Annotated in this window: 16 protein-coding genes and 1 tRNA gene; 12 read left to right on the forward strand and 5 right to left on the reverse strand. The window is 69.3% G+C overall.

The genetic code is table 11. The features are described from left to right. Positions 1–5: 5 nt before the first annotated feature. Positions 6–833: a type I methionyl aminopeptidase gene (gene map, locus AC0IY0_RS25815; protein ID WP_147908939.1), complete on the reverse strand. Its 828-nt coding sequence runs from the start codon at positions 831–833 to the stop codon at positions 6–8. Between the two features lie 214 nt (positions 834–1,047). Between map and AC0IY0_RS25820 the strand changes: the two genes are divergently transcribed. The 4 genes from AC0IY0_RS25820 (at position 1,048) to AC0IY0_RS25835 (ending at position 3,493) form a co-directional block, all read left to right on the forward strand. Beyond that, a complete protein-coding gene (locus AC0IY0_RS25820; RefSeq protein WP_147908938.1) occupies positions 1,048–1,305 on the forward strand; it encodes a zinc-finger domain-containing protein in 258 nt (85 codons plus the stop codon). Between the two features lie 35 nt (positions 1,306–1,340). Then, positions 1,341–2,516 carry an FAD-dependent monooxygenase gene (locus AC0IY0_RS25825; protein ID WP_419830371.1) on the forward strand — a complete coding sequence of 392 codons (1,176 nt, stop codon included), beginning with the start codon at positions 1,341–1,343 and terminating at the stop codon, positions 2,514–2,516. Between the two features lie 34 nt (positions 2,517–2,550). Then, positions 2,551–2,637, forward strand: a tRNA-Leu gene (locus AC0IY0_RS25830). Between the two features lie 583 nt (positions 2,638–3,220). Further along, positions 3,221–3,493, forward strand: a complete 273-nt coding sequence (locus AC0IY0_RS25835) for a hypothetical protein (protein WP_471766115.1) — start codon at positions 3,221–3,223, stop codon at positions 3,491–3,493. 80 nt (positions 3,494–3,573) lie between these two features. Here AC0IY0_RS25835 and AC0IY0_RS25840 read toward each other — a convergent pair whose 3' ends face one another. Beyond that, entirely contained in the window at positions 3,574–3,948 is a 375-nt protein-coding gene (locus AC0IY0_RS25840; protein ID WP_471766116.1) for a hypothetical protein, read from the reverse strand. 367 nt (positions 3,949–4,315) lie between these two features. Between AC0IY0_RS25840 and AC0IY0_RS25845 the strand changes: the two genes are divergently transcribed. Together AC0IY0_RS25845 and AC0IY0_RS25850 are read left to right on the forward strand one after the other, a co-directional pair. Beyond that, the gene (locus AC0IY0_RS25845; protein WP_471766117.1) at positions 4,316–4,879 is read left to right on the forward strand and encodes a hypothetical protein; all 564 of its coding nucleotides are present in this window, start codon (positions 4,316–4,318) and stop codon (positions 4,877–4,879) included. A gap of 169 nt (positions 4,880–5,048) precedes the next feature. Continuing rightward, the gene (locus AC0IY0_RS25850; protein WP_147937819.1) at positions 5,049–5,405 is read left to right on the forward strand and encodes a hypothetical protein; all 357 of its coding nucleotides are present in this window, start codon (positions 5,049–5,051) and stop codon (positions 5,403–5,405) included. A gap of 192 nt (positions 5,406–5,597) precedes the next feature. Here the strand turns inward: AC0IY0_RS25850 and AC0IY0_RS25855 are convergent, their stop codons facing one another. Then, positions 5,598–5,771: a hypothetical protein gene (locus AC0IY0_RS25855; RefSeq protein WP_187278311.1), complete on the reverse strand. Its 174-nt coding sequence runs from the start codon at positions 5,769–5,771 to the stop codon at positions 5,598–5,600. Positions 5,772–7,183: 1,412 nt separating this feature from the next. Between AC0IY0_RS25855 and rpoN the strand changes: the two genes are divergently transcribed. The 5 genes from rpoN (at position 7,184) to AC0IY0_RS25880 (ending at position 14,879) form a co-directional block, all read left to right on the forward strand. Beyond that, positions 7,184–8,755 carry an RNA polymerase factor sigma-54 gene (rpoN, locus tag AC0IY0_RS25860; RefSeq protein WP_471766118.1) on the forward strand — a complete coding sequence of 524 codons (1,572 nt, stop codon included), beginning with the start codon at positions 7,184–7,186 and terminating at the stop codon, positions 8,753–8,755. Positions 8,756–8,833: 78 nt separating this feature from the next. Then, the gene (glmU, locus tag AC0IY0_RS25865; protein WP_471766119.1) at positions 8,834–10,210 is read left to right on the forward strand and encodes a bifunctional UDP-N-acetylglucosamine diphosphorylase/glucosamine-1-phosphate N-acetyltransferase GlmU; all 1,377 of its coding nucleotides are present in this window, start codon (positions 8,834–8,836) and stop codon (positions 10,208–10,210) included. Positions 10,211–10,768: 558 nt separating this feature from the next. Next, on the forward strand, positions 10,769–11,701 hold the full coding sequence (gene panS, locus AC0IY0_RS25870) for a ketopantoate/pantoate/pantothenate transporter PanS (RefSeq protein WP_419830365.1): 933 nt from the start codon (positions 10,769–10,771) through the stop codon (positions 11,699–11,701). A 169-nt stretch (positions 11,702–11,870) separates the two neighbouring features. Next, positions 11,871–13,697, forward strand: coding sequence for a glutamine--fructose-6-phosphate transaminase (isomerizing) (gene glmS, locus AC0IY0_RS25875; RefSeq protein ID WP_471766120.1), 1,827 nt, complete (start codon positions 11,871–11,873; stop codon positions 13,695–13,697). A 24-nt stretch (positions 13,698–13,721) separates the two neighbouring features. Beyond that, a complete protein-coding gene (locus AC0IY0_RS25880) occupies positions 13,722–14,879 on the forward strand; it encodes a M20 family metallopeptidase (RefSeq protein ID WP_147908928.1) in 1,158 nt (385 codons plus the stop codon). 22 nt (positions 14,880–14,901) lie between these two features. On the opposite strand, the gene AC0IY0_RS25885 is transcribed toward AC0IY0_RS25880, so the two are convergent. After that, complete coding sequence (locus AC0IY0_RS25885) at positions 14,902–15,897, reverse strand: aldo/keto reductase (RefSeq protein ID WP_471766121.1); 996 nt, start codon at positions 15,895–15,897, stop codon at positions 14,902–14,904. Between AC0IY0_RS25885 and AC0IY0_RS25890 the strand changes: the two genes are divergently transcribed. Continuing rightward, complete coding sequence (locus tag AC0IY0_RS25890; protein ID WP_471766122.1) at positions 15,896–16,234, forward strand: LysR substrate-binding domain-containing protein; 339 nt, start codon at positions 15,896–15,898, stop codon at positions 16,232–16,234. The genes AC0IY0_RS25885 and AC0IY0_RS25890 overlap by 2 nt on opposite strands. On the opposite strand, the gene AC0IY0_RS25895 is transcribed toward AC0IY0_RS25890, so the two are convergent. Beyond that, positions 16,231–17,361: a serine hydrolase domain-containing protein gene (locus tag AC0IY0_RS25895; protein ID WP_471766123.1), complete on the reverse strand. Its 1,131-nt coding sequence runs from the start codon at positions 17,359–17,361 to the stop codon at positions 16,231–16,233. The genes AC0IY0_RS25890 and AC0IY0_RS25895 overlap by 4 nt on opposite strands. Between the last annotated feature and the right edge of the window lie 91 nt (positions 17,362–17,452).

Consider the following 17,452-nt stretch of genomic DNA (forward strand, 5'->3'; position numbering starts at 1 on the left):
GCCGGTCAGGCCGCCGGGTTGATGGGCTGATGCAGTCCCTTCGGCGAGACCGTGAAGATCTCGACGCCGGTCTCGGTCACCGCCACGGTGTGCTCGAACTGAGCCGAGAGCGAGCGGTCCCGGGTCACCGCGGTCCAGCCGTCGCCCAGGACCTTCACGGCCGGGCGGCCGAGATTGATCATCGGCTCGATCGTGAAGAACTGGCCCGGCTTCAGCGGCACGTCGTAGCTCGCCTCGACGTAGTGCAGGATGGTGGGCGCGTCGTGGTAGATCCGCCCGAGCCCGTGGCCGCAGAAGTCGCGGACCACCGAGCAGCGCTCGCTCTCGGCAAACGTTTGAATCGCCCGGCCGATATCGTTGGTCGATCCGCCCGGCTTCACCGCCGCGACGCCGCGCATCAGCGCCTCGTAGGTGATCTCGCACAGGCGCTGCGCCTTGCGGGGAACCTCGCCGACATAGGCCATCCGGCTCGAATCGCCGTGCCAGCCGTCGAGGATCAGGCAACAATCCAGGTTGACGATGTCGCCCTCGCGCAGGGGCTTGTCGTTCGGGATGCCGTGGCAGACCACGTGGTTGATCGAGGTGCAGATCGACTTCGGATAGCCGCGATAGAGCAGCGACGCGGGATAGGCGCCGTGATCCATCGCGAAGGTGTAGGCGAGCTTGTCGAGCTCCTCGGTAGTGACGCCGGGCTGGGTCGCCTCCATCAGCAGATCGAGAGCCTCGGCCGTCAGGCGCCCGGCCCGACGCATGCCCTCGAATCCCTCCGGGCCGTGGATCGGCGGCTCCGGCGCCCGGCGCGTACCCTGCGCGGTGGCCTGTTCCTGTTGCATCGTCGAGACTTTTTGCGGCGTCGGAGAGCGGGTGTCCTGCATATGTACGGTGCGCGGCGCGGCAGGCCAAGCCGCATGCGCGGAACGGCGCGCGGACGCGCGGCGGGGGAGGCTTGCGCGGGCCGCGGGGCTGGCGGCATAAGCGGGATCATGGCGCCCGGGGATGCCCGGGCAGATTCGCCCCGTGGACGGGTCTGGGGCAGGCGAGGGCCGTATGGCAGGCAAGGCGGTACCGCACTTCCACAACGAGCCGGGCGTCCCGGTGGTCGCTGTCGGGGTGAAGGAATTCATGTGCATCGGCGCGCTACCGCCGTTCGATCACCCGCACGTGTTCCTCGACATGGGCGCCGACACCGAGATCATCTGCCAGTACTGCTCGACGCTCTATCGCTACCGTGCCGGCCTCAAGGCCGACGAGGCGGATCCGCAGGCCTGCGTCTGGCACGACGCGGCCACGGTCGCCGCGGAGTAGCACACCCCACATTGCCCACGGACAGTCGAACGCCCTTGGAAATCGGGATCGTCGGGGCCGGGATCGGCGGTCTGACCGCCGCCCTGGCGCTTTCGGATGCCGGGCATTCCGTGACGGTGATCGAGCGCCGCACCGGCTTCAGCGAAGTCGGGGCCGGGATCCAGGTCTCCCCGAACGCCAGCCGGGTGCTGGCCGGCCTCGGCCTCTCGACGGCGCTGCGCCGGGCCGCGAGCGAGCCGCCGGCGGTCGAGGTCCGCGCCCTCGACAGCGGCCGGAGGATCGGCGGCGTCAGCCTCGGCGGGCCGGCGCAGCAGCGCTTCGGCGCGCCCTATTACGTGATCCACCGGGCCGACCTCCAGACGCTGCTGCTCGACGCCCTGCGCAGCCGCCCGGCGATCCGGCTGATGATGGGCCGCGCGATCACCGGGCTGGCCGAGACCGGTGCCGGCGCCGTCCTGACCGCCGAGAGCAGCAGCGGCGGCGCGCAGGCGTTGCCGTTCGACCTCGTGATCGGCGCCGACGGCCTGCGCTCGCGCCTGCGCGGCCATCTCGACGCGGCTCCGATCCGGCCGGGCCGCGCGGCCGCATGGCGCGCCTTGATTCCGAGCGAGGCGGTGCCGGAGGCGCTGCAGGGCCCGGCCACCGGCCTGTGGCTCGGCCGCGGACGGCACGTCGTCCACTACCCGGTGCGGAGCGGGCGCTTCCTCAACGTCGTGGCGGTGGTGCCCGAGGCGGTGGGCGACGAGGATTGGGGCCGCCTCGGCGAGCCCGCCGTGCTGCGCGCCCATTTCCGCGGCTGCGCCGGGCCCCTGCGCGACCTGCTGGGCCTGCCCGATTCCTGGTTGGTCTGGTCGCTCGCCGACCGGGCCGTGGCCCATCCGATGGCCTCAGGCCGGGTCGCGCTGATCGGCGACGCCGCGCATCCGGTCCTGCCCTACCTGGCCCAGGGCGCGGCCCTGGCGATCGAGGACGCCGCCGTGCTGGCGCGGTCGCTGACCGACCACGCGGACGTCCCGGCGGCGCTCGCGGCTTACGCCACGGACCGCACCGCCCGGGTCCGGCGGGTTCAGAAGGCCGCCCGCGCCAACGGCCGGACCTACCACGCCGGCGGCCTCGTGGGCCTCGCCCGCAACGCCGTGATGGCCCGCCTCGGCCCCGACGGCATGCGCGACCGCTACGCCTGGCTGTACAGCTGGACGCCCCCGGCTTGATCGCGTGCCCCGTCGCGGCTACCGAGGGGATCATGCGGACGTGGCGGAACCGGTAGACGCACGAGACTTAAAATCTTGCGGCCGCAAGGCTGTGCGGGTTCGAGTCCCGCCGTCCGCACCAACACTGGGCAGGTTTCGGGGTACCCGGCCGAACCGGTTGGGGTATTATCCGGGGTCACAGCAAAAGCTGCGTGATGGCCGGCGCTCATGCCCCTTGGGACTTCGATCGCCCGCACGCTGCCAAATGATCTGCGAGCGACGCCGCTCCGGGATCCGAGACCGAGCTTCGAATCAGGCTTGATGCTCAGTGGCATGACGATCTCGCCCGAGAAAGAATTGAAGCCACCAGCAGCAATGCCGATTTGGCGCGTGGACGATCCCTGCGATGGCAGGGGGAAACGATTTGGCCCTGCTGCACGCCCAACGGGACTTGAACCCGCGGCACGCCATCGTTGACCCGTTTGCTAGCGCCCGCGCCGCGACTGTTATGCTATCATGCGCACAGCCCTTGCAGTCCTCGTCTTCGTTGTCGCTGCAGACAGGGCACAGGCTCAGACGATCCAAAAGGCTATAGAGGCCAGGCAGTTGCGGTCCGCGGGATCCGGTGCGTCGATTCAGGCCGCGATGGGTTCGTGTGCGAGGCGGAAGCAGACGGTCGACGCCTCCGGCTGGATGCGTCCGGGCTCGGCGGGACGACAGATGCGATGGCCGAGAAGCTGATCGGCCCGTGCAATGGGGTCGCGGCGCTTGCCAAGCCCATCTGCACCGTCGATGTGGCGTTCACCCCGACCGGCTCTGGCTTCGAGGCTGTGGTGACGATCATCAAGACGTCCGAGATCGAGGTCACTGCACTGCGGCGGCGACGACCGGGAGGCTGCAGTAGCGGCGCGCACCGGCGCGCGGCCGCGCAAGGACACCCGAGCCCGGATCCTCGCCGTGCTCACGAGAGAACCCGCAACCGCCAGGCAAATCGCTGAACGTGTGGGGATCCGAGGAGGGGACCGGGGCAGGGAGGCTACCCTGGGGCTGGCGCGCCTTGAAGCTGAAGGCCTGGCGATCAGGGAGGAGGTGCGGCGGCAGTTTCCGCGCTGGCGGGCGGTTCCGGCCGTTCTCGCCGCGCCACGATCCGACAGCGATCCCGAAGCGTGACCTCGTGCTTCGGCCACAGCTCGCACGCGGTCTCGAACGCGACCCGCGCCATGGCGATCGGATAGATCACCGCGAGTTGCGCCTCGACGCAGCCGCCCGTTTCCTTCCAGACCTCGATGGTGAAGGGCACGCCCGGCGGGACCGGTGTCGTCGGGCGCGCGGGCGGCGGCAGCGTGATCGCGGCCAGACACAGGTGCTCGTATTTCCGCGCGGGCGGCGAGCCGGGCGGGCGCTGGTACCGGCACGAGGCCGTCAGGATGCGCAGGATATCGAGCGTCGACACATCCGGCCCGAACCGCTCCCGGAGGCTCGCGACCGAATACCGGCCGGATCGCTTGCAGGACGAGCAATCCACGTAGACCCGCCCGGGCAGAACATCCCGCAGAGACCCCACCGCCATCGCCTCCGTTCTGGAACGAAAGCGGAACATGCCAGATCCGGCCGCGCGGTTCAGCGGGGCGCGAACTCGGCCGGCGACACGGTGGTGGAGAGCTGTGGATCGCGTTGAAGAACGCCAGCGCTATCAGGCGCTTCGAGCGCCCTTCGGCCTTGCCGTCTGTTCAGCGCCTGGGAGGGTGCCGCGCATTCTTTCGGCTGCGCGCCGTCCTGGATGGCTTGCCGGAAGTCGGGCCTCGGGTAACCCTACCGGGATGCGCACAGCCCTCGCCGCCCTCGCCTTCGCCGCCGCCACCGGTGGGGCCAGCGATAGGGCCTACGCATGGGACGCCTGCCAGGCGATCGCGCTGCGCGACGTCCCGGCCATGGAAGCGCCTGACGCGATCCTGGCGAAGGGCGAGCTCGATGGCGGCATCACGCAGTACCGGATCAACAAGGCGACGAAGCGGGCCGTGTTCTGCTCCCACGGCGGCCACTGCTACCCGACCCACCTGACCGTGAAGGGCGAGACGGTCGAGGCGTTGCGCCTCACCAACTGCAAGATCGGCCCGAAATCGAACGACCAAGATGACGAGGAGACCTATTATCCCGTCGACATCATCCGCGAAAAGTTCACGCCAGGGCAGCTGCGTCGGTATGATTCGGAAGACACCCTCGCGCGGATTGGCCTCTGCTCGGCATGCGTCGGCGATGTGGCGAGCCAGTATCTGGACAAGCCGACCTCGCGATGCGGGCTCCTGGTCGAGAGCGCCTTCGAGGGCGATCCGAAAGCGAAAGCTGCCCTCAAGAGCCCTCCGAACGCCTGCCAGAAACAGTGAGGGGCTGTTTGCCCACGCCGGCTGACGCTCCCGCGTTGTGCGCTCGGCCTCGGCTCCATCTGCCCAAGGGGCAGACCATTTCTGGGGTCGGTCGATCGCGAAGGCGACCGCTTCATCGAACCACCCTTCGCCGAAAGCGTTCTAGCCTCGCAATGGGGAGGAAAACCGAATGAAGGTGATTTCAGCGGCCGTCTTGGGTCTGGCACTGCTGGGCAGCGTGGCTCCGGCCTTCGCACAGCCCTATGGCGGGCGCGACTACGATCGCGGCGACTATGGCTCCCGCGACAGGGGCTACGGAGATCGCGGGTATGGCGACCGGGGCTATGGCGATCGTGACCGCCGCGATTACGATCGGGATAACGACCGAGGATCGCGAGGCCAGCGTGGCGACTACGCTTTCAACGAGGCGGAGTATCTGCGCTGTAACCCGGACGTGCGCCGGGCGGTCATTGGTCGAGCAATCAAGTCCGGTCTGGAACACTACCGGAAGGTCGGCATGGCGGAAGGCCGTAAGCTGAGCTGTTGATCGAGAGGCGTCGGCACGGTCCTGAGTGACCGGCCGCGAAAAGGCCCGCGCCGGCGAACCGGGCGGGCTTCTCCGATCCAACGCCGCTGGGGATAAGCCTCAGACCCGGTGAGCATCAATCGCAGATGCACACAAAGGAAAGCCCGCCGCGGCGCTGAGCCGGGCGGGCTTTTCTCAACCGAATTGAGATCTTCAGATCTTCACGGCCTCGGCGGCCATATTGGACCGCAAGGCCTCCGGGAGATCGGCGAAAGCGTGGTACCCGGCAGCCTGCGCGGCAACATCGAGTGCGCGATCCGCACTCTCAGCCTTACCCGTCCAAAGCACTGCCCTGCTGCTCTTCTGCCTCACCTGAAAGATGGTCATGGGTACCTCATGCCAAAGCGTTCTGCTGTTAAAGCGGCACCCGCCTAAGTCGGTTCCACGGATCGCCGTCCAGACGCCCGCCGGCGGGGATCGCGCCAATCCTACCGATCATTAGGCGACCTACGAAAAAGCCCCGCGCGGCGGCTGCCGGCGGGGCGAAGGTTGTGACCTCGAACTCGGGGGAGCCTGAAATCGCGTCGGCCATACCCTGGATGCTGACGAAGATAACCTCGTCGTGGCGCCGCACCCACCATGTCTCCGATGCGGGCACACTCGATACGACCGACTTGGTAGGGGCTTTTAGAAGCCTCCTCGGCCTCCATACCCATATCCGTGGCCGTAACCCCGGCCATAACCGCGACCGTAGCCTCGCCCACCGCCGTAGCCGCGGCCATACCCTCTCCCATAGCCATAGCCGCGCCCGTAGCCGCGCGGGCCGCCATAGCCGTGGCGGTGACCGCCGAAGCCGGGTCCGAAGCGGGGCCCCCCGTAGCCATACTGGATCTCTTGCACCGCAGAAGCAGCTTCCGGTACGGCTCCAATGCCGATCTGAGCCGCTGAAGCTTGCATGGGTGCGATAAACAAGCTGGCTGCGAACAGCCCAGCTGTCAGTGCCGGTACTTTGAACAAACGCTTGCTCCTGGCCACATCCCCAGGTTGAGGCGGCGGCTTTGACCAACCCGAGAGCGGCTCATACCGTTCCAGTCGCTCGCCATCCGCTGCTCGTGAGGTTCACCGCACCGTTCTTGAAAACTTGCGCCGCACGGCCGTGCGGGTTCGAGTCCCACCGTCCGCATCGGGGGCTGTTTCGATTGCAACGCCTCCGACCAACGGCGTGGCTGCACCAATCATCCTCGCGCATCTCTCCAGCGTAGGCGGCAGCCCTGAGGGCAGGTTCTTGCCGATCCACCGGCTCCCCCCTGTCGCAGGCGGGACGGAACATCGCGCAGATTCGTTTCAGACAGCCGAAACCTTCGCGAAGAGCAGACGAAGCAGCGCACCCCGGGAATGATTAGCTTTAAAATTTTTATCTTTTCTAAAAAATATCAGATACAATTCTTACAGCGCCTGCTCAATTGACTATTTTTACTCCATAAATTCTCGATTCAGTCGCATTATGTGGTCTGACATTTCTGCGGTAGCCTGAACCGATGACGCGCACCTGCTCCTGAGCGGCGGCGCTCGCTAAGAGCTTCGTTAAAGCTTCATCACGAGATTGGAGACCCATCGGATGTGGCTCCGGCACCACGAGCCGGTCCCGATCAGGCATTTGCCAACACCCATGAGCTGCCACGTACTTTGACGGGCGCGGGAGATCGGTTTAAAGGTGATCGTGCACGACAAGCAATAACCATGCCGCTGGCAGCGTCGCCCGGCTGGTCGTTCACGCTGAAAGGGCATTGGGGCCTCTTATGAGTTTGGTGCAACGGCTGGAAGTGCGTCAGGGCCAAGCCCTGGTGATGACGCCGCAGCTCCTGCAAGCGATCAAACTCCTGCAACTGTCGCATCTCGATCTCGCCGCCTATGTCGAGACCGAGCTGGAGCGGAACCCTCTTCTGGAACGCGCCGAAGCCGAGGGTCCCGCGACCGGTGACGCTGAAGCGGCCGGTCCGTCGAGCGAGGCCTCGGGCGAGTCGTTCGACGCATCAGATCCCGATTCGTGGCAGCCGCCGGAGCTCAATCCGAGCCGCGGTGAGATCGAGACCGATTTCGACGCGCGGCTCGACAACGTCTTCCCCGACGACGCCCCCACGCAGGTCCAGGAATCCTCCGCGGGCGACATACTCTCGCTGACCCCGCCGCCCTACGGCAGCAGCGGCGGCAGCTTCGATTCCGAGGCGCCGGATTTCGAGGCGGCCCTGACGGCCGAGATCTCCCTGCGGGACCACCTCGCGGGCCAGCTCGAGCTGGCGACGCGGGATCCGGTGGAGCGGCTAATCGGCGGCTTCCTGATCGACGCGGTCGACGAGGCCGGATACCTGCGCGAGACGGTGGAGGGCGTGGCCCAGCGCCTCGGCGCGGACGCCGACACGGTGGCTCGGGTGCTGACCCAGGTCCAGAGCTTCGACCCGCCCGGCATCGCCGCCCGGGACCTCGCCGAGTGCCTGGCGATCCAGCTGCGCGAGCGCGACCGGTATGACCCGGCGATGCAGGCCCTGGTCTCCCGTCTCGACCTCGTGGCCAAGCGCGATTTCACCGCCCTGCGCCGTCTGTGCGGCGTGGACGACGAGGATCTCGTCGAGATGCTGGGCGAGATCCGAAGGCTCGATCCAAAGCCCGGACGGGCCTTCGGATCGAGCGCCGTCGAAGTGCTGATCCCGGACGTGTTCGTGCGCGCCGCCCCGGACGGGTCCTGGCTGGTCGAGCTCAACGGCGAGGCGCTGCCGCGGGTGCTGGTCAACCAGAGCTACTATGCCCGGGTCGTGCGCGGCGCCTCCGCCGAGGGCGACAAGGCTTTCCTGTCCGAGGCGCTGCAGAACGCCAACTGGCTCACCCGGTCGCTGGAACAGCGTGCCCGCACGATCCTGAAGGTCGCCACCGAGATCGTGCGCCAGCAGGACGGGTTCTTCGTCCACGGCGTCACGCATCTGCGCCCGCTGAACCTCAAGACCGTGGCCGAGGCGATCGGCATGCACGAATCGACTGTGTCCCGGGTGACCTCCAACAAGGCGATCGGGACGAGCCGCGGCACCCTGGAGATGAAGTACTTCTTCACCGCCGCGATCCCGGGCGCGGCCGGCATGGCGGCCCATTCGTCGGAAGCCGTGCGCCACCGGATCAAGCAGCTCGTCGACGGCGAGACGCCGGACGACGTGCTCTCCGACGACGCGCTGGTGCAGAAGCTGCGCGGCGAGGGTGTCGACATCGCCCGCCGGACCGTAGCCAAGTACCGGGAATCGTTGCGGATCCCGAGTTCGATCGAGCGCCGCCGCGAGCATTACGCTCACGGCTCGGCCCATCACGGGGCTCTGGCGCTGCGCTGAGACTCTGCGGGACGGCCTTGCGCCGCGCCGCCGTCCGGCTCATCGGTCGCGCGCCGAATCACGACGCCCGGACCCGCGATGACCCCGACCGCCCAGCCACCGCGCAGCCTCACCGCCATCGTGCTCGCGGCCGGGAAGGGCACGCGGATGCGCTCGGCCCTGCCGAAGGTGCTCCACCGGGTCGCCGGGCGCAGCATGCTGGGCCACGTGCTGGCCGCCGTGCAGGCGGCGGGCGCCGGCCGGATCGCCGTGGTGGCCGAGCCCGGCCGCGACGACGTCGCCGCCGAAATCGCCCGGGAGGCACCCGGCGCGCAGGTCTTCCCGCAGGCCGAGCGGCTGGGCACCGCCCACGCGGTGCTGGCCGCCCGGTCCGTGCTCGAAGGCCCCGACGACGACGTGGTCATCGCCTTCGGCGACACCCCGCTGATCAGCGCCGAAACCTTTCTCCGCCTTCGCGCGCCCCTGGCGGAGGGTGCAGCGGTTGCCGTCCTCGCGTTCGAGAGCCCGACCCCGACCGGCTACGGCCGGGTGCTCACCGACGGCAGCCGGGTCCTGGCGATCCGCGAGGAGAAGGATGCGAGCCCGGCCGAGCGGGCCGTGACCCTGTGCAATGCCGGTCTCATGGCTTTGGGAGGTCGGCACGCGCTGGCGCTGCTCACGCGCATCGGCAACGACAACGCCGCCGGCGAATACTACTTGCCCGACGCGGTGGCGCTCGCCGTCGCGGACGGGCTCTCGGTCACGGTCGTGCCCGTGGACGAGGCGGAGGCGCAGGGCGTCAACGACCGGGTCCAGCTCGCCGTCGCCGAGGCCGCGATCCAGGTCCGGCTGCGCCGCAACGCCATGCTGGGCGGCGCTACGCTCGTCGCCCCCGAGACGGTATTCCTGAGCCACGACACGATCCTCGGACGCGACGTGGTGGTGGAGCCGCACGTCGTGTTCGGGCCCGGCGTGCGGGTCGGGGACGGCTGCACGGTGCGGGCCTTCGCGCACCTCACCGACACCGTACTCGAAGGCAGCGTTCGCATCGGGCCGTTCGTGCGCCTGCGTGGCCATGCCGTCCTCGAGACCGGCGCGGAACTCGGCAACTTCGTCGAGCTCAAGAACGCTCGGATGGGCCCGGGCGCGAAGGCCGCACACCTCACCTATCTCGGCGACGCGGAGGTTGGCGCGAAGGCCAATATCGGCGCCGGCACGATCACCTGCAATTACGACGGCGTGCTCAAGCACCGGACCACGATCGGCGCCGGCGCCTTCATCGGGTCGAACTCGGCCCTGGTGGCCCCGGTCACGGTCGGGGAGGGCGCCTACGTGGCCTCCGGCTCGGTCATCACCGACGCCGTGCCCGACGGCGCCATGGCGATCGCCCGTGGCCGACAGGTGGTGAAGCCGGGCTGGGCTAAGCTGAAGCGGGCGGCGCTGCTCGCCGAGAAGGCATTGCGCGGGGGGCGTTGACGCCCGCGGATCCGGGGCCGGCTCTCGATCCGCTCAGTCGTGCGATTGTTGATTGCGACCGATGTCGGTCGCCCGGCATTTTTGGCTCGGGGCGGCGTCCCTTGGCTGCCCCGAAGGTAGCGGACGTTCCGTATCCGCCGCATCTCAATTGATCAGGCAAAGAGCCAGCGGCCCAGATGATTGTAGTAAGACCTGTCCCAATTTTCATAACAACGTCACACCATTGACCGGAGGCATGCTGAGCGCATGCCTGCAGGCGGGTGTCGGGATATGTGTGCTGGGGCGACGCTCCGATCACGGCATGACGACCCGCGGGCGATCCCGCCTGTCCGTTCACCACGTTAAGGTGGCCGTTCAGCCTCCGACCTTTGCCGGTCGCGCGAACCATGGTCCGCCCGTCCCGGAAGCCGCCCCTCGATTCGGTCGCGCTGGACAACCGCCGACGCCCCGGCAGGGAGAGCTTGACCCGACAGCGATACCCTGCGGGACGGCTGCGCTTGACGCACATCGGCGAAGCTGGAACACGGCCGCCGCCCTTCTCGGACATCGGCCCGCACGATGCTGCTCAACCGCTTGTTTCCCGTCTGCGCCGTCCTGGCAGCGGCCACGGCCTATTTCGCGCCGGACGTGTTCCTGCCGGTGCTCCCGCACGTCGCAATCTTGCTGGCCGTGATCATGTTCGCCCTCGGCGTGACGCTGACGCCCGCGGATTTCGGCCGGATCCTGGCCCGGCCCGCGCCGGTCGCGGCCGGGGTGGTCGTCCACTACCTCGTGATGCCTGCCGCCGCCTGGGCCATCGCCCACGCCCTCGGCATGGGCACCGAGCTCACGACCGGCATGGTGCTGGTCGGCAGCGTCGCCAGCGGCACGAGTTCCACCCTGATGGTCTACATCGCCGGTGGCGATGTCGCGCTGTCGGTGACGATCGCCACGGCGTCGACGCTGGTGGGTCTCGTGGCGACGCCGCTGCTGGTGCGCCTCTACGTCGACGCCGCCGTGCCGGTGGACGTGGCGGGGCTCCTGGCCAGCCTCGTGGAGATCGTGGCCGCGCCGGTGGCTCTGGGGCTGGCGCTCAACCGGCTCGCGCCGCGACTCGTCGGGCGCATCGAGCGGGCTCTGCCCGCCGTGTCGATGATCGCCATCCTGCTGATCATCGGCGCCGTCGTGGCCGGCAGCGGGGCGAGCATCGCGGCCGTCGGCCCACTCGTGCTGCTGGCGGTAGTGTTGCACAACGGAGCCGGTCTGGTCTGCGGCTACTGGAGCGGGCGCCTGCTCGGCTTCGATGAGGGCACCTGCCGAACCTTGGCCCTGGAAGTCGGCATGCAGAATTCCGGCCTCGCGGCGGCGCTGGGCAAGCTCTATTTCTCGCCGCTGGCCGCCCTGCCGGGCGCGGTCTTTTCCGTCTGGCACAACCTGTCGGGCTCGGTACTCGCCAGTCACTGGTCGGGACGGAACGCAGCCATCGTCACGCGCGGACCCGCGCCCTCATAAAAGAACCGCCGAGGCGACCGCGCACATCAGCATCGATTCGGCCGGGGCTGGCCCTGCGCGGCCCTGATCCGGTACACGTGACGCTCGGCTCGGCGGTGAGCGAACGGCCCGGAGCTTGCGCGGCGCGTCCGCGCGCGGCCACCCGGGCGTCAAAGCGAGAGACACTTCTATGTGCGGCATCGTCGGCATCGTCGGGCGCGACGCGGTGGCGGGGCAGGTGATCGAGGCCCTGCGGCGGCTCGAATACCGCGGCTACGATTCCGCCGGCATCGCCACCCTGGAGCACGGGCAGCTGGCGCGCCGCCGCGCCTCGGGCAAGCTGGTCAACCTGGAGGCTCGGCTCGCGCAGGAGCCGCTCACCGGCACGATCGGCATCGGCCACACCCGCTGGGCGACCCACGGCCGGCCCAACGAGACCAACGCCCACCCGCACGCCACCAAGCGCCTCGCCGTCGTCCATAACGGCATCATCGAGAATTTCCGCGAGCTGAAGGCCGAGCTGGAGGCCGACGGCATCGTGTTCGAGAGCCAGACCGACACCGAGGTCGTGGCCCAGCTGGTCAGCCGCAACATGGACCGGCAGATGAGCCCGGTCGACGCGGTCGCCGCCGCCCTGCCGCGGCTGCGCGGCGCCTTCGCGCTGGCCTTCATCTTCTCCGGCGAGGAAAACCTGCTGATCGGTGCCCGCCACGGCGCGCCGCTCGCGGTCGGCTTCGGCCAGGGCGAGACCTTTCTCGGCTCCGACGCCCTGGCGCTCGCCCCGTTCACCGACGCCATCACCTATCTCGACGAGGGCGACTGGGCGATCCTGACTCGGGACGGCGCCGAGATCCGCGACCAGTCCGGCGCCCGCGTCCAGCGCCCGCGCCAGAAGATCGCCACGCAGGCCTACCGGATCGACAAGGGCGAGTACCGCCACTTCATGGCGAAGGAGATCCACGAGCAGCCCGAGGTGGTGGGCCGCACGCTCGCCCACTACGTCGACATGGCCAACGGCCGGGTGATGCTGCCCGAGGCGCTGCCGTTCGACTTCGCCAAGCTCAGCCGCGTCTACATCACCGCCTGCGGCACGGCGTTCTATGCCGGGCTGGTGGCGCGCTACTGGTTCGAGCAGGTCGCGCGCCTGCCGGTGGAGATCGATGTCGCCTCCGAGGCCCGATACCGCGAGGCGCCGCTCGAGAAGGACGGGCTGACGCTCGTCATCTCGCAATCGGGCGAGACCGCCGACACCCTGGCCTCGCTGCGCTACGCCAAGAGCCAGGGCCAGCACACGCTCAGCGTGGTCAACGTGCCGACCTCGACCATCGCGCGGGAATCCTCCGTGGTGATGCCGACGCTCGCTGGCCCCGAGATCGGCGTCGCCTCGACCAAGGCGTTCTCGTGCCAGCTCACCGTGCTGCTGTGCCTGGCCATCGCGGCCGGCCGGGCGCGGGGCACGCTGGATGAGGCCGGGGAGCGCCGGCTGGTGGACGCTCTGATCAAGGCGCCGGGCCTGATGGCGGAGGCGCTGACCCGCGAATCGGAGATCGAGCTCCTGGCCCGGGACGTCGCGAAAGCGCGGGACGTGCTTTATCTCGGCCGCGGCACCAGCTACCCGATGGCGCTGGAGGGCGCGCTGAAGCTGAAGGAGATCAGCTACATCCACGCCGAGGGCTACGCGGCGGGCGAGCTGAAGCACGGTCCGATCGCGCTGATCGACGAGAGCGTGCCGGTGATCGTGATCGCGCCCCACGACGCGGTGTTCGAGAAGACGGTGTCGAACATGCAGGAGGTCGCCGCCCGGGGCGGGCGGATCGTGCTGATCGGCGACGCCAAGGGCGCGGCCGAGCACGGGCTCGACACCATGGCCACCGTGACCATGCCGGACCTCGACCCCACGGTGGCACCGATCGTGTACGCGGTGCCGATCCAGCTGGTGGCCTACCACACCGCGGTGTTCATGGGGAAAGACGTCGACCAGCCCCGGAACCTCGCCAAGTCGGTCACCGTGGAGTAGCCGCACCGACCAACAGGGACCCCGATGACCGAGAGAGACGCCGCCGCGATCCGCTGGCTCGAAGGACAGGAGGGCGCCATGCTGGCCCTGCTCGAGGAGCTGGTGAACATCGATTCCGGCTCCTACGACAAGGCCGGGGTCGACGCGGTCGGCGCCCGCATCGCGTTCTTCCTGGCCGAGCACGGCGTCTCGGTCACCACCATCCCGGTGGAGGATTACGGCGACGCGCTGAAGGCGCAGGTCGCCGGATCCGGCGGCGCGAACCGGCCGGTCGTGCTGATGGGCCACCGCGACACGGTCTTCCCGAAGGGCGAGGTCGCCCACCGGCCGTTCCGGATCACGGAGGGCCGCGCCTACGGGCCGGGCGTCGCCGACATGAAGGCCGGGCTGGTCATGAACGCCTTCGTGCTGGCGGCCTACCAGCAGGCCGGTGGCGCGCCGGTGCCGCTGGTAGGCCTGTTCACGAGCGACGAGGAGATCGGCTCGCCGGCCTGCCGGCCGATCATCGAGGAGACCGCCCGCGGCGCCCGCGCGGTGCTCAACGCCGAGCCTGGCCGACCGTCCGGGAACGTCGTCACCGGCCGCAAGGGCGGTGTGTTCATGCACATGGAGGTCCACGGCAAGGCTGCCCATTCCGGCGGCAACTACGCCGACGGGCGCAGCGCCATCGGCGAGCTCGCCCACAAGATTACCGCGCTCCACGCGATCACCGATCTCGACCGTGGCATCACGGTGAATGTCGGGCTGGTCTCGGGCGGCCAGTCGGTAAACACCGTGGCGCCCCGGGCGACCTGCGAGATCGACCTGCGCTACGTCACCCCGGCGGACCGGGACGCGGCCATGGGCCGGATCGCCGCGATAGTGGACGGTGCGACCGTGCCGGATACCCGGGCGCAGCTGACCATCAAGGGCGAGTTCCTGCCCCTGGTGCAGGACGAGGCCTCGCGCGCGCTGTTCGAGACCTACGCGCAGGTCAGCGCGCAGCATGGAGTCCGGATCGAGGGCGAGTTCGCCGGCGGCTGCGCCGATTCCGGCTTCACCGCGAGCGTCGGGTGCCCGACGCTGTGCGCGGTCGGGCCGGTCGGCGGCAAGGCGCACTCGCCCGAGGAATATCTGGAGGTGGCGAGCCTCGTCCCCCGGGCGCGCGCCATCGCCGAGACGGTCTCGGCGATGGCGGCCTGAGGCGTCTTCTCCCGGGCCGCGATCACCCCTCCACAAGCGCCAGCGCGGCGTCGGTGTAGCGGCGGCCGCTGACTGCCTCCGGCGGCATCGCCGCGTCGATCGCGCTGAGGTCGTCCACGCTCAGCGTGATCTCCGCGGCGGCGGCGTTCTCTTCGAGGTGCCGGATCTTGCGGGCACCCGGGATCGGCACGATGCCGCCGCCCCGGTGGAGCACCCAGGCCAGGGCGAGCTGAGCGGGCGTGACGCCCTTGTCGGCCGCCATGGCGGCCAGCGCATCGAGCAGAGCCTGGTTGGCCGCCAGGTTCTCGGCCTCGAAGCGCGGCAGGGTGCGGCGGAAATCGTCGGCTCCGAGGCCATCGAGGGCCCGAATGGCGCCGGTCAGGAGCCCACGACCCAGCGGGCTGTAGGGCACGAAGCCGATACCGAGTTCGGCGCAAGTCGGCAGCACCGCGGCCTCCGGCTCACGGCACCACAGGGAATACTCGCTCTGCAAAGCGGCAATCGGATGGACCGCGTGGGCGCGCCGGATCGTGGCCGCGCCGGCCTCGGACAGGCCCAGCGCGCGCACCTTCCCGGCGCGCACGAGATCGGCCATCGCGCCGACGGTGTCCTCGATCGGCACCGCGGGATCGACCCGGTGCTGGTAGAATAGGTCGATCACCTCGACGCCGAGGCGCTGCAGCGAGGCGTCGCAGACCGCGCGGACATGCTCGGGCCGGCTGTCGAGGCCGACGATCCGGTCCCGGCCCTCTCCGGTCTCGGCGATCTTGAAGCCGAACTTGGTGGCGATGACCACCTGGTCACGCACCGGCGCCAGGGCCTTCCCGACCAGCGTCTCGTTCTCGAACGGCCCGTACATCTCGGCGGTATCGAAGAAGCTGACGCCGAGATCGACCGCCCGGCGCAGCGTGACGACGGCCTCCGCCTCCGGCTGGCCGCCATAGCCGAAGCTCATGCCCATGCAGCCCAGGCCGAGGGCTGAGACGGAGAGTTCGGAACCGAGTCGACGCTGCTGCATGTTCGCCGGCGGCGCCCTGTTCCGCTGGGATCTCGAGAAGGACGGCGCGGCCGTGACCGTCTCGGTCTCCGGAAGCCTGATCCTGGACGACATGGGGCTGATCGCGGAGGCAGCGCGGATGGGCGCCGGGCTCGCCTACGTGTTCGAGGCGCAGGTGACGGACGACCTCGCCTCCGGCCGGCTGGTCCGCGTGCTCGCGGATTGGTGCCCGCGCTTTCCGGGCTTCTTCCTCTACTATCCGAACCGCCGTCTGATGCGGCCGGTGCTCCGGGCCTTCCAGGATTTCGTCCGGGCCGAGGGCACCATCGATCGACAGCGCCAGCCGGCGACGCCTTAGCTGCGCACCGCACCGACCAGCCGCCGCAGGAATCCATCGAGGGCCGCCTTGTCGATCCAGCGCAGGACGGCGACGTGGTCGTGGTCCGGATCGACCCAGATCACGTTGTTGCCGGCCCCGAGCGCACTGAACGCGGACTCCGGCAGTTCGGGCTTGGCGGTCGGACCGCGGTTCAGCCACCACAGGTAGCCGTAATTCGCGAGCGTCGGCGACGGGGTCAGCATCGCGCGGATCCACCGCTCCGACAGGAGCCGGCGTCCGGCCCAGACGCCGCCGTGGGCGATCAGGAGCCCGAAGCGCGCATGGTCGTCCGCGCCGATGAACAGGCCACCACCCCAATGGCCGCCACCGGGCACCGACTGGATCCGGGCCCCATCGATCTCGACCCAGGCGTTGTCGTAGCCGTGCCACGCCCAATCGTGGGACGCTCCGATCGGCTCGAAGATCCGCGTGCGCAGCACCTCCGGCAACGCGCGGCCGAAGCGGCGCATCAGGCAATACGCCAGCAGGTTGACCCGCACGTCGTTGTATTCGTAATGGCTGCCCGGGGCCTGGAGCGCGCGACGCTCGCCCTTGCGGCTGTTGTCCGCCCCGGGACCGATCTGGCGGAAATGATCGACCTGGTCGGACTTGCCGAACAGCGTGCCCTGCCACTCGCTCGATTGCTGCAGCAGGTGCCGCCAGGTGATCGCGCCGTTCCGCGGACCCTCGAGGAGAGGATCCGGGACGCTGTCCCGAACAGGCGCATCCACGTCCGGGATCAGCCCGTCATCGTGCGCGAGCCCGGCCAGGACGGCCAGATAACTCTTCGCGATAGAGAAGGTCATGTCGGGTCGCCGTGTATCGCCCCAGGCGGCCACGCGTCGGCCGCCCTTCAGGATCACGCCGGCCGGGCCGCCCCGCGGTCGCACCGGCCCGCCGATGTCGCTCCAGGACCCGCGCTCGTTCCACTCGACCAGGCCGACATAGCGTCCGTCCGGGTAGTAGAGGCTGCGCGGCCAAGGGCTCTCGTTCGCCTCGGCATAGGCGATCGCCTCGGCCAGGGCCGCGGCATCGAGCCCGGCGGCCTCGGGCCTTAGGGTCTCCCACGTCTGCGTCGGACAATACGGCTCGGTCCCCTGCGTCACGCCCGTTCTCCCGTCGGCACCGGGTGGTCATAGCACCGACGGACGGGCACGCATGCGCCGCGCCAGGGCGTTCCCTGGTACGTCCTGGCGA

It is taken from the genome of Methylobacterium sp. AC315 (assembly GCF_979253755.1).